This is a genomic window from Fibrobacter sp. UWP2, assembly GCF_900141705.1.
Lineage (GTDB): Bacteria > Fibrobacterota > Fibrobacteria > Fibrobacterales > Fibrobacteraceae > Fibrobacter.
Genome location: NZ_FQYM01000028.1, coordinates 20,405 through 33,870, shown reverse-complemented (window position 1 = coordinate 33,870; position 13,466 = coordinate 20,405). Strand labels below are relative to the sequence as shown.

Annotated in this window: 8 protein-coding genes; 7 read left to right on the top strand and 1 reads right to left on the bottom strand. The window is 55.8% G+C overall.

Annotation, left to right across the window (positions count from 1 at the left end):
- The 4 genes from BUB55_RS11505 to BUB55_RS11490 all read left to right on the top strand — a co-directional run.
- Positions 1-1,881 (top strand): FISUMP domain-containing protein (locus tag BUB55_RS11505; protein WP_073191549.1); only part of this gene is annotated, 1,881 nt, incomplete at its 5' end.
- A gap of 121 nt (positions 1,882-2,002) precedes the next feature.
- Complete coding sequence (locus BUB55_RS11500) at positions 2,003-3,691, top strand: glycoside hydrolase family 5 protein (protein WP_234971916.1); 1,689 nt, start codon at positions 2,003-2,005, stop codon at positions 3,689-3,691.
- 118 nt (positions 3,692-3,809) lie between these two features.
- Entirely contained in the window at positions 3,810-4,517 is a 708-nt protein-coding gene (locus BUB55_RS14605; RefSeq protein WP_073191545.1) for a T9SS type A sorting domain-containing protein, read from the top strand.
- Between the two features lie 118 nt (positions 4,518-4,635).
- Positions 4,636-6,804: a glycoside hydrolase family 5 protein gene (locus tag BUB55_RS11490; protein WP_234971915.1), complete on the top strand. Its 2,169-nt coding sequence runs from the start codon at positions 4,636-4,638 to the stop codon at positions 6,802-6,804.
- 103 nt (positions 6,805-6,907) lie between these two features.
- Here BUB55_RS11490 and BUB55_RS11485 read toward each other — a convergent pair whose 3' ends face one another.
- Positions 6,908-9,232 (bottom strand): NADP-dependent malic enzyme, encoded by a 2,325-nt coding sequence (locus BUB55_RS11485; protein ID WP_073191542.1) that lies wholly within the window; start codon positions 9,230-9,232, stop codon positions 6,908-6,910.
- A gap of 126 nt (positions 9,233-9,358) precedes the next feature.
- Between BUB55_RS11485 and BUB55_RS11480 the strand changes: the two genes are divergently transcribed.
- From BUB55_RS11480 to uvrB, 3 genes are read left to right on the top strand one after another with little or no spacing between them, the layout of a single operon-like run.
- On the top strand, positions 9,359-10,024 hold the full coding sequence (locus BUB55_RS11480; protein ID WP_073191539.1) for an MBL fold metallo-hydrolase: 666 nt from the start codon (positions 9,359-9,361) through the stop codon (positions 10,022-10,024).
- 3 nt (positions 10,025-10,027) lie between these two features.
- Positions 10,028-11,122 (top strand): acyltransferase family protein, encoded by a 1,095-nt coding sequence (locus tag BUB55_RS11475; protein WP_073191536.1) that lies wholly within the window; start codon positions 10,028-10,030, stop codon positions 11,120-11,122.
- 39 nt (positions 11,123-11,161) lie between these two features.
- The gene (gene uvrB / locus BUB55_RS11470; protein WP_073191533.1) at positions 11,162-13,393 is read left to right on the top strand and encodes an excinuclease ABC subunit UvrB; all 2,232 of its coding nucleotides are present in this window, start codon (positions 11,162-11,164) and stop codon (positions 13,391-13,393) included.
- Positions 13,394-13,466: the final 73 nt, after the last annotated feature.

The window sequence follows — 13,466 nt, the reverse complement described above, 5'->3', positions numbered from 1 at the left end:
CTGGGTTGCACCAGTTCTAAAGAAGGGAACATTGCGCAAGACTCTGCCGAAAAGAAATGGTACATTTGCAGAGACCGCGCATGGCAAAGCGCCAAGCCCATAGAATACGATACATACGGATGGAAACCAGCAAAAAAGGACGGCGCTGTAAGCCGCGGCACCTACACAGACAGCGTATACGTATTCCACCTGAGTGACAACAAATGGAAGGAAGGCACTGAGCTGGACGCCATCCTTGGCACAGGTTGCACCGAAGGCGAAAAGAGCACGCGAAACGGCATTGTAGTGAAAGATACTGTCATCAGCAGAATTTTCTACACCTGTGAAGACGGAAATTGGCGACCGTCCACCGATTATGAAAAAGACACGCGCGAGTTCATAACTGCCGACAATGACGGAGATGTAGAAGAAGGAGCAGAAACGCACGCCCCGTATGTATACGAGCAAACCACTCAACAATGGCGTGCAGGCAACGCTTACGACACCTTCGGCCAACGTGGCTGTACTATTAAGCGCAATGGTGAAATCGCCGAGCTCTCCGATGGTCTTTGGTACACATGCGACTCGCAGAGTTGGCGTAAATCAATCAACATTGAAGAGGATACCGCTGGTTGGGATGCTCTTGATACAAACTTCGTCGAAGGGGACGTGCGCAACGGCAAAGTAAACTCGAACCTTGTCTATGTTTTTGACGGGAACCACTGGCGGCATGGCACGGCATTGGATTCGATATTCAAGAAACTGGACCCGAAACGCGGCAGGGCTTGCGCCGAAAAACAAAACAACAGCGGGGCAAACATAAGCAAAAGCGGAGATCTAAGCAAGATTCCCTTTAATGATAACTATTACCTTTGTTCAAAGGGCGACGCCGAAAATTCCGACACCACTTATCGCTGGCTTTTAGCTCCAGATTACATCAACCAGACTACCGGGGCAGTCGTCGCGTGTGGTCAACCCGGTTCTGAAAGTTTAATCATATACGGACGAACCAACGGACTGCAATACGTTTGTGATTCTACAGATTCCCGGCATTATCGTCTGTTGACTTCAAGTGAAATCATCCTTAATAGAATTTGTACTTCAATTTACATTGGCGACACGTTAAGGGTTAATGGAGAACTCATGACGTGCGCGGGGGCAGGGAATTTTATATCGATGGAACAATGGAATTGGAACATTCCAGCCAAAGCCTGGATGGCGATTTCGATGGGAATCAAACCTGTTGGTTATGATTATATTTTTACTGATAAACGCGATGGTCACGAATACTACAAGAAGGGATTTGGCGCAAAGGAGTGGATGCTGCAAAACCTCAATTACAAAATCGGGACACCAGATAGCAGCAGATGCCCTCATTTTAGTGAAGCACATTGTTTGTCCAGCGGTCGTTTTTACTCAGCTATCACTGCACAAACTGTTTGTCCAGATGGCTGGCACCTGCCCGATACAACAGAGTGGAAAACGTTGTTTGCTAGTTTAAGTATGTCTTACATTGGAGGATGCGCAAATGAAACGGCATTCAACAACAATACAAACTATTGCGCAGACACGTCAGCGCTATTCTTGATGTCTAAATATGGCTGGTACTATAGAAAAGGCAAAGACAATTCAGAAATGTCCATCCTTCCCACAGGAAATTATGAAGAGCTCCTTGACATGTGGACCGCTGACGTCACATCAAATGACGCAGCAGCTTATTTTTGGACCTCGACGCGAGCACCTTCGGAAACCATACCCGGCAAATACGATTATTATTATGTAAAGTTCATTGATACCCAAAACAGCAATTCTCGTATATTCAGAATTGGTAAAGAATCTGCGGAAATGAGGGAGTATCATCTATCATCTATGAATTCTGTCCGCTGCGTAAAAGACCGATAGTTGTATTTTATTTACAAACGTTGAGCCTCACTCACCGGTTTTACTGCGGGTAGCCCCTTGCCGGGGGCGTTCCCCGCGCCGGAGATATAGATTATATGAAGGACACAAAAAAGAGGTCTCCATGAAAAGGTTTGGACTTATTCTCGGCATCGCCGCGACTGTAATTACAGCAAATGCCGCCACCCTCCCGACAGCGGCGGAGCTCCAGAAGAACATGGGCATGGGTTTTAACATCGGGAACTCGATGGAAGTGCCGAACAACCCGACCCTATGGGGCAACCCCTTCCCTACGCAGGCCTTGCTCGACTCCGTGAAGGCGGCAGGCTTCAACACCGTACGCATTCCCTGCGCCTGGGACAGCCACACGAACGGCGGCAAGGTCACCGAAACATGGCTCGATTCCGTGAAGACTGTCGTCGACTATGCGATGCGCGCGGGCCTCTACACCATCTTGAACATTCACCACGAGGGTGAAGGCGGCTGGTTCCAGACAAACATCGGCACGAGCGTCAACTCGACTGTTGACAACAAGATGAAGACGTACTGGACGCAGATTGCGAACAAGTTCAAGAACTACAACGAGCGCCTGATTTTTGCGGGTGCGAACGAACCCGGCCCGAATGTGGACCCCTGGACGGCCCAGCATGTAAGCACGCTGATGCACTACTACCAGACGTTTATTGACGCAGTGCGCGCCACCGGCGGGAACAACGCCACCCGCACGCTCATTATCCAGGGCCTCAACACCGACATCGACAAGTCTGTCGCGAACGCGCCCGTAAGCACGTTCCCTAAGGACAAGGTAACAGGCTACCTGATGTTCGAGGTGCACTACTACGACCCGTACCAGTACACGCTCATGACTAAAGAAGATACCTGGGGTGACAAGCAGGTTTTTCCGCAATACTACTACGGCGACTACCAAAAATCTAGCGAGCCTGTCCGCAACGCGGGCTACAACGCCTGGGCAGGTTCTGTAGATTCCAAGCTCGGTAGCATCGTCCACCCGCAGGAACAGTTCGCCAAGATGAAGACGAACTACGTGGACAAGGGTTACCCGGTCATTGTCGGCGAATTCGGCGCCAACGTGCGCTCACCGGAACTGAGCGGCAACGACCTGAACCTCCACAAGCAGGGCCGCGTGCAGTGGCACAAGGACGTGGTTTCTGCCGCAAAGCAGTACGGGCTCACCCCGATCCTCTGGGACATGGGCAACGAGAGCGATTCCGGCTACGACAACATGGCATACATTCGCCGCCAGAGTTCCCCCGTGGGCAAGGTTCTCGAGACCGACGTCATCAATGCGATGCGCAGCGTGTACAACCTCGGCAACTACGTGAACACGGGCGCGACGCACGTGGAAGATTTTATCACGGGCGGAGGAACGGAGCCGGCATCGAGCAGCAGCGTGCCAGCATCGAGCAGCAGCATGGTCGTTCCGCCGTCTAGCAGTTCCGGAATCGCTCCTGTATCTAGCAGTTCCGCAATTGCGCCGGTATCGAGCAGCAATATTGCGCCGACCTCAAGTTCCTTTACAGACCCTTGCGATGCCATGATTCCGGAATGCGGCTACATGGGTTTCGTGGACGTGGTCAAAAACGGCCTTGACGCCGCCATCACCCGCGAAGGGAACCTGCTCAGGGGCAACGCGGCAAGCGGCATCGAACTCTTTGACATGCAGGGCAACCTGGTTCGCAAGGTGAACGCTGCCGGCGGCACAACCGCCACCACCATGAGCCTCGAAGGACTGCATCAGGGCCTCTACATCGCCAAAAGCGGCAAAAACCGTATAAAAATAGCTGTAAAGTAAACGAAACTTTACATTTGTTGAAAGCATTGCACCGACTTTTTTGAGGTCGGTGCTTTATTTTTCCTGGTTTTGGAGCCGAAATATAGATTAGGGGAAAAGCAACTAAAGGAGTCGTTCTATGAACGCAAAAATGATGTTTGGATTCGCATGTAGCTTCGGCCTCGTGGCCGCCACCGCCGCATTCGCCCTCCCTAAGTCCAGCGAACTCGTCGAGAGCATGGGCATGGGCAACGAGAGCGATTCCGGCTACGACAACATGGCATACATTCGCCGCCAGAGTTCCCCCGTGGGCAAGGTTCTCGAGACCGACGTCATCAATGCGATGCGCAGCGTGTACAACCTCGGCAACTACGTGAACACGGGCGCGACGCACGTGGAAGATTTTATCACGGGCGGAGGAACGGAGCCGGCATCGAGCAGCAGCGTGCCAGCATCGAGCAGCAGCATGGTCGTTCCGCCGTCTAGCAGTTCCGGAATCGCTCCTGTATCTAGCAGTTCCGCAATTGCGCCGGTATCGAGCAGCAATATTGCGCCGACCTCAAGTTCCTTTACAGACCCTTGCGATGCCATGATTCCGGAATGCGGCTACATGGGTTTCGTGGACGTGGTCAAAAACGGCCTTGACGCCGCCATCACCCGCGAAGGGAACCTGCTCAGGGGCAACGCGGCAAGCGGCATCGAACTCTTTGACATGCAGGGCAACCTGGTTCGCAAGGTGAACGCTGCCGGCGGCACAACCGCCACCACCATGAGCCTCGAAGGACTGCATCAGGGCCTCTACATCGCCAAAAGCGGCAAAAACCGTATAAAAATAGCTGTAAAGTAAACGAAACTTTACATTTGTTGAAAGCATTGCACCGACTTTTTTGAGGTCGGTGCTTTATTTTTCCTGGTTTTGGAGCCGAAATATAGATTAGGGGAAAAGCAACTAAAGGAGTCGTTCTATGAACGCAAAAATGATGTTTGGATTCGCATGTAGCTTCGGCCTCGTGGCCGCCACCGCCGCATTCGCCCTCCCTAAGTCCAGCGAACTCGTCGAGAGCATGGGCATGGGCTACAACATCGGCAACACCATGGAAGTGCCCGAAAACCCGACCGGATGGGGCAACCCGCTTCCGACCGCCGGCTACATCAAGGCCATCAAGGCAGCCGGCTTCAACACCGTGCGTATCCCCTGCGCCTGGTATTCACATTCCGACGCCCTCGCCAAGGATATCGCTGCTAACGGCGGCACCGCTGACAACTCCACCTACAAGCACGTAGGCAAGGACGCCTCGTTTACCACCCCGACCATTGACGCCGCTTGGCTCGCCCAGGTCAAGGACGTGGTGGACATGATCATCGCCGAAGGCATGTACGTGGTGCTGAACTCGCACTGGGACGAAGGCTGGCTCGAAGACCGCGTTTACGACGGCACCGCCAATCCGCGCAGCGGTTCCGGTGATATTGCCAACAGTTCTGCCACCACCAAGGCCCGCCAGGCCGCCTACTGGAAGCAGATTGCAACCTACTTCAAGGACTACGACGAGCACCTCCTCTTTGCAGGCGCCAACGAACCGGGCGTGAACGACCCGTGGAACGGTACCCAGTGGGAATTTGACAACACCCGTATGCAGGTTTTGAAGGGCTACTACGACGCCTTCATCACCTCCGTGCGTAGCGCCGGCGGCAACAATGCCACCCGCACCCTCATTGTGCAGGCCCCGCGTACCGAAATGGACATGGCCTCCATGCTGAACCAGAACTGGCCCACCGACCCGGCAGGCGCCGGCTACATGATGGCCGAAGTGCACTACTACCCGTACCAGTATTCCCTCATGACCAAGGACGAAGATTGGGGCACACAGTTCTACTACTACACCGGTCTCGAAAGCACCACCGACAAGACTCACAACATGGGCTGGAACGTGTACACCAACAGCATCGACAACAGCGCCCTCGGTACTCCGAACCAGATCAAGAGCGCTTTCGGTGAACTCAAGACCATGTTCTGCGACAAGGGCATTCCCGTGATTATCGGCGAACTCGGTGCCATCAAGCGCACCGGCCAGATTACCGACGCCGCAAACCTCAAGCTCCACCTGCAGGGCCGCGCCCTCTTCTACGGTGAAGTCGCCAAGAACGCGAAGGCCAACGGCATTATCCCCTACGTCTGGGATACCGGTGCCGAAGACGACGGCAATATGACCATCATTACCCGCCAGAAGGGCACCTACAGCATTCTCGACCCGGATGTTCTGAATGCTCTCCAGAAGGCCTACGGCCAGGAAGGCAACAACCAGAGCAACCTTGACAGCCTGGTGAACGAAAACGAAGTCCCCGAAACCGGAAGCGGCAAGGGCGTGCAGGTGACTTACCAGACAGTAACTTCCGACTCCAGCGAAGTGGGCACGGTCCGCGTCAACCTCAGCGGCGCAAACAAGGATCTCTCCAAGTACGTCGGCATCGAAGTCCGCCTGAAAGGTTCCGTCGCCTCTGCAGGACCCTGCACCGGAACAAGTGACGGCTGCGGCGGTTACGGCTGGACCTCCATGGACCTCTTCATGATGACCGGCAGCAGCTGGGCTTGGTTCGACGCCCCCGTTATGGAGCAGGCCGACCAGGAACTCACCGGCTCCTTCCAGACTTTCCAAGTCAAGTGGGAAGATTTCCGCAACGAACCCACGGATCTCAACGAAGCAAACGCCATCGGTCTGAACCTCTACGGCACGCAGGTCACAGGCACTATCACCTTTGACTACATCAAGGGCATCAAGGCCGACGGTTCCACCGAAATCATCGACGACTTCGATAAAAAGTCTGACCTCACAGGCACCGCCACCGGCAAGGTCGTCGCACTCAGCGGTACGGACGCCATCAAGCCGGCAGTCGCCGCGAGCAAGCTCCACCTGAGCGTCAACGGCGGCTCCATCGCCGCCACGTTCAACGCCACCAAGGCCGGCCGTGCCAGCGTCATGCTCATGAACAGCCTCGGCCAGGTAGTGGTCCAGCAGAACTTCGACGCAATCCGCGGCGTCAACACCGTCGAACTCTCCACCGGGTTCCGCGGCGCCGCCTTCCTGGTGATCCGCCAGGGCTCCCAGAAGTTCATGCACAAGGTGAACCTCAAGTAAGTTTGGTTGTATGGGTACCCGCAGGTTAGAGAGTGCCTGCGGAAACAACAGAAAAGGTCCGGGACTTGTCCCGGGCCTTTTTATGATATCGTTTTAAAGACGTTTACCAGAGACGGTCCAAATTCTTGCGGTTCTTCTCTTCGTCCTTCTTCTCCTGCACAATCGCGTCGATGACGGCGGCGACGGTCAGGTTGAAGATGTCGTGCACGGAAGCGTCGGAGTCGGTAAAGTGCACCGGCTTGTTCAGGCCCATCTGCACGGGACCGATGGACTCGCCCACGCCCATCTCGAGGAGCATCTTGCAAGTCGTATTTGCAGAGGAAAGGCACGGGAAGATGAGCGTGTTGACGGTCTGGCCCTTGAGCTTGTTGAAGGGGTACTTGGAGTCGCGCAGTTCCTTGTCCAAGGCCACGTTCACCTGCATTTCGCCATCGAGCACGTAGTCCGGGAACTGCTCGTGAATCATCCTCACCGCGTCGCGGGCCTTGTTGGCCGTACCACGGGCGGCTTCCTTATCACTACCGAAGTTCGCGTAGCTGAGCATCGCCATCACCGGTTCGTGGGCAAAAAAGCGCACCGCATCATGCGTGAGCTTCACGATGTCCACAAGCGTTTCGGCATCGGGGTCGCGGTTCACCAGCGTATCGGCCAAGAAGAACGTTCCCTTGCGCGTGCTCAAGATGTGCATGGCGCCGAAGTGCTTGTATTCCTCGCGGATGCCGATGATTTCCTTTGCAAGTTCGATGGTTTCGGAATACTTGGAATAACCGCCGGTAATGAAAGCGTCGGCATCGCCCTCCTTCACCATCATCATGCCAAAGTGGTTCACCTCGTACATGTCGTCACGGGCTTCCTCGAACACCACGCCGTTACGGCCGTTTTCTTGGGCGTAAATTTCGGCATAGCGGCGACGGCGTTCGAATTCCTCGGGAGAGCGCGGATTCACAATCTTGATGCCCGTAAGGTCGAGCTGTTCCTTGCTCGCCATCATCTGGATTCGTTCGGCGTTACCGAGCAGAATCGGGTGTGCCACGCCTTCGAGTTTCACCTGCACGGCGGCCTTGAGCATGTTGAGGTTGTCGCCCTCGGCAAACACCACGCGCTTGGGATTGCTGCGCGCCGTATCGCTGAACTGGCGGATGAGCTTGTTGTCGTAGCCCATCATGTCGCGGAGCTTGTCGTAATAGGAGTCCCAGTCGGTAATGGGCTTACGGGCCACGCCGCTCTCGATGGCGGCCTTCGCCACGGCGATGGAAACTTCCGTGAGCAAGCGCGGGTCCAGGGGCTTCGGGATCAGGTATTCCCTGCCAAAGGTGAATCGCTGGGAGTTGTAGGCGATGTTCACCACGTCGGGCACGGGCTTGTGGGCAAGGGCGGCAATCGCGCGCACGGCGGCATGCTTCATGTGCTCGTTGATGCAGGTGGCGCGCACGTCCAGGGCGCCGCGGAAAATGTACGGGAAGCCAATCACGTTGTTGATCTGGTTCGGGTAGTCGCTGCGGCCTGTCGCAAAAATCAGGTCGCCACGGCTCGCCATCGCCTCTTCGTAGCTGATTTCGGGAGTCGGGTTCGCAAGCGCAAAGACAATCGGCTGGTCGGCCATGCTACGCACCATCTCGCGGGTGAGAATGTTCCCCTTGGAGAGGCCCACGAACACGTCGGCGCCCTTCATAGCGTCTTCGAGCGTCTCGATGTCGGTACGGTCGGTCGCAAAGAAGGCCTTGGCTTCGGTGAGACCCTTACGGTCCTTGCGAATCACGCCCTTGCTGTCGCACATCACAAGGTTCTCTTTTTTGAGGCCGAGCGAGAGGTACAGCCTGGTACAGGCGCTCGCGGCGGCACCGGCGCCGTTCACCACCATCTTCACGTCGCGAATGCTCTTGCCCGCGACCTCGATGGCGTTCAAAAGGCCCGCCGAAGAAATAATCGCGGTACCATGCTGGTCGTCGTGCATCACTGGGATGTCGAGCTCGGCCTTGAGTGTGTCCTCGATCTCAAAGCACTCCGGAGCCTTGATGTCCTCCAGGTTGATGCCGCCGAACGTGGGGGCGATTCCCTTCACAATCTCGATGAACTTCTTGGGGTCCTTTTCGTTGATTTCAATATCAAAGACGTCGATGCCGGCGTAAATCTTGAACAGGAGCGCCTTGCCTTCCATCACAGGCTTGCCCGCAAGGGCGCCGATATCGCCGAGACCAAGCACGGCAGTACCGTTGCTAATCACCGCGACCAAGTTTCCGCGGCCCGTGTAGTCGTAAGCGAGATTGCTGTCCTTCTCGATTTCCAGGCACGGGGCGGCAACGCCCGGCGTGTAGGCCAGGCCGAGGTCGGTCTGGGTGCTGTGCGGCTTGGTGGGCACAATCTCGATTTTGCCCGGCTTGCCCATGGCGTGGTATTGCAGCGCCTTTTCCTTTAAATCCATGCTCATACTTTCTCCTTTGAAAAATCGGGGTCCACCCCGTTTCAAAAGTTAGCCTAATCTAAATTCATATTTCCTGCGCAAATTTAAAAAAAATTATACAGTTATAAAAGGGTTTAAGTATATTTTGTGGCGATGGAAATCCAGCAAATCACCGTAAACCCCTTTGGCGTCAACTGTTACGTGCTCAGCAACAGCAAAAAAGAGGCCATTTTGATTGACCCCAGCGTCTCGAACGCTCGCGAGCGCGACGCCCTCAAAAGCTACATCGACGGCAACAACCTCAAGGTTTGCCACGTGGTGAACACCCACCTGCACCTGGATCACGTGCTGGGCAACGCCTTTGCGGAGCGCGTTTTTGGCGTCAAGGCAGAAGCCCACGAAGACGACGCCTTTTTGCTGGACCTGCAAGAGGAACAAAGCGACATGTTCGGCCTCCCCGTCGAAGAGCCCGCAGGCCCGCTGGGCGGCTACCTCGCCGAGGGCGACACCGTCGAAATAACGGGTGTCCAACTGCAGGTTTTGCACATCCCGGGGCACTCACCGGGGGGCATCGCCCTTTACTGCGACCACCCCGAAGAGGCTAGTGCGCCAGGTTCCGCGAAAAAAATGCCCCCAGTCCTATTCTCGGGCGACATTCTCTTTAACGGCGGCCGCGGCAGGACCGACCTCTTTGGCGGCAACGAAGAGGACCTCGTCTCCGGAATCCAAAAAAAACTGTTCTCCCTCCCCGAAAAAACGGTCGTTTTCCCCGGTCACGGCCCGTCGACCACCATCGGCAACGAAAAAATGTGGTTCTAGCCCATGCGCATTTCGTGGATTGACGAATTCAAGGGATTCGTGCTTTTGCTCGTGTGCCTCTACCACGTGGAGCAGGGGTTCCCGCAGGCGACCCTCGGCATGGAGCACCTGAGCGCGCTACGCATGTCGGCGTTCTTCTTTATCTCGGGAGTCCTCTTTAGCACGCGACGCTTCCCCGATTTCAAGAGTTACTTTGTCCACAAATCACGGGTCCTCCTTTTCCCCTACATTCTGCTTTCGCTTTTGTTTTTAGCACTGGATCCGGTCGTATACCTGTTCGACCTCTACGCGCGCGCCCCCAAGATGGTCATCATGAACACGCGGCCCGTCATCGAGAACGTGGGCAGCTACATTGGCTGGAATCTCGCGAAGATCTTTGTGGCGGGCAAGTCCTCTATTGGCTCGGGCCCGCTATGGTTCGTGTTCACGCTCTACTCCATCAGTATCGCATTTTTCGGACTGCAAAAACTGTGTCGCGGCAAAACATGGGCAATCGTCCTGGGCGCTGCGGCAAGTCTCGTCATCGGCTGGACGCTCTACCAAAACCACATCCGCCTCCCCCTCGGCATCGAACGCGGCTTCACCACGCTCGGCTTTTTCGCCGCCGGTTTCGCCAGCAAGGGCGCCATCAAAAAAGCCGGCGAATCCCCGTCCAAGGCAAAAACCTTCGCGACGCTCGGCACTGGCATTGTAGCGTTTTTGCTTTACGCCCTTGTGGAATCGCCCAACCCCAACTTCAGCATCATGAACAACGACCTTGGCAAAAGTTTTTGGGGTTTCGTGAGCAGTTCCGCCCTCGGCATTGCGGGTCTACTTTCACTTTTCCTCGTGTTTGCGCGCATCCCCGACTTCTTTTTCAAGGGCATCTTACGCAACATCTCAAGGAACGCCCTCGTCATCCTCGCCGTACACTGGTGGGCATTGCTCGTGATGCGGCTTTTGGTGCGCGACGTGTTCAACAAGCCGGGCATCGCCTACACGGTCATTCCCATTGTCACAGCCGTGGTCATCGCCGCCATCCCGCTTTTCCGCTGCAAACTCTACCGCCTTTTGGGCAAAGAAAAAATCAGCGTAAGCGAAAGCCTGAGCATACGCTAAGGCGGCCCGTACCTTTTTGCCTTTTGCTAAATTGTAGGCATGGCACGCGCACGCAAGACTATTACACCGGACCCGTATGCGAAACCGATAGCAAAGGTTTTGCCGCCAGAGAAAAGCCTCCCCGGTCACTTAAAGCAGTTCCAGTCACCCACACGTGCGGAATTCGATCTGGTGTCGCCTTACGGTGCGGCGGGCGACCAGCCCAAGGCCATCGAGGAATTGACCGAGGGTTTTAAGCGCGGTGAACAGTTCCAGACGCTGCTTGGCGTCACTGGTTCCGGCAAGACTTTCACGATGGCAAACGTCATCAAGAACGTGGGCAAGCCGACACTGATTTTGACCCACAACAAGACACTTGCGGCACAGCTCTACCAGGAATTCAAGGCGTTTTTCCCGCACAACGCGGTGGAATACTTCGTGAGCTATTATGACTACTACCAGCCCGAAGCCTACATCGTGCATACCGACACGTACATCGAAAAAGACGCGAGCATCAACGACGAAATCGACAAGCTCCGCCTGCGTGCCACCGCGAACCTTTTGACCCGCCGCGACGTAATTATCGTGGCATCCGTGAGCTGCATTTACGGCCTCGGCAGCCCATCCGAATACTTTGACTTGATGGTCCGCTTAAAGAAGGGCGAAACCTGGGACCGCGACCGCATTTTGCACGACTTGGTGCGCATCCAGTACACGCGCAACGACTACTCGCTCGAGCGCGGCTCCTTCCGCTGCCACGGCGACGTAATCGAAATCCACCCGAGCTACGACGAAGAGGGCCTCCGCATCGAGCTCTTTGGCGACGAAATCGACAGGCTCTGTCGCTTCAACATCATCACGGGCGAAGTGACAAAGGAACTCGACGAAATGACCATCGCCCCCGCAAAGCACTTCGTGACGAAGGAAGAAGGCCGCGCGGGCATCTTGCAGCGCATGCAGATGGAGCTGACCGAGCGCCTCGCAGAACTCGACAAGGAAGGCAAGGTGCTGGAATCGGCGCGCCTCAGCAGCCGCACCCGCTATGACATGGAAATGCTCCGCGAAACGGGCATATGCAGCGGCATCGAGAACTACTCCCGCATTATTGAGGACCGCGCCCCGGGCACGCGCCCGTTCACGCTTATTGACTACTTCGGTGACGACTGGATGCTGATGGTGGACGAATCGCACGTGAGCATCCCGCAGGTGGGCGGCATGGCCGAGGGCGACAAGAGCCGCAAAACTTCCCTAGTGCAGTACGGGTTCCGCCTTCCGTGCGCACTCGACAACCGCCCCATGAACTTCGCTGAATTCGAGTACATGTACCCAAAGCAGGTGCTCTTTGTAAGCGCCACGCCGGGCGACTACGAACTCGAAAAGACGGGCGGTGTCGTTACCGAACAAATTAACCGTCCCACCGGACTCCTGGACCCGAAAATCGAGATGTTCCCCATCAAGGGGCAAATGGACGTGCTGCTCTACCGCATCGAAGAGGTGGTCAAGGCGGGCGACCGCGTGCTCGTCACGACGCTCACCAAAAAGATGGCGCAGGACCTCACCGATTATTTCGTCGAGGCGGGCGTCCGCGCGAAGTATTTGCACAGCGATATCAAGACGCTGGAACGCCACGAGCTCATCAAGGGGCTCCGCACCGGAGAATTCGACGTGCTCGTGGGCATCAACCTGCTGCGCGAAGGCCTGGACCTGCCCGAAGTGAGCATGGTCGCGATTCTCGATGCCGACAAGGAAGGTTTCCTCCGCAACTATCGCAGCCTCATCCAGACAATGGGGCGCGCGAGCCGCAACGTGAACGGCACCGTTTTGCTCTTCGCCGACAACATGACCGACAGCCTCGACAAGGCCATCACCGAAACTGCCCGCCGAAGGGCTGTTCAGGAAGAATTCAATAAGGAACACGGCATCACGCCCAAGTCCGTGACCCGCAAACTCGAAGACGACCTCGTCATCAACGACCCGCTCGCCGATTTGTGGAAGGGCGACAAAAAACCCGACGCCATCGAGGACGACTACGATGACACGGGGATCCGCCCGATGGAACCGCTGCAGCCGAGCAGCAAAACGAAGAAGAAGGGTTCCCGCTACTCCAAGCGCGCGGACAGTGTCATTCTGAGCGGAGCACGTAGTGCGAAGTCGAAGAATCCAGACCCGCAATCCAATTCCACGCAAGCCAAGATCGAAGATCTTGAACGTCAGATGAAAGAAGCCGCCGCACGCCTCGACTTCGAGGAAGCGGCACGCCTCCGCGACATCATCCGTGGCATGCAGGACTAATTTCCAAAACAAAAAATCCCGCAGATTTCTCCGCGGGAATTTTTATACAGTTTTAGATCCTTCGACTTCGGCG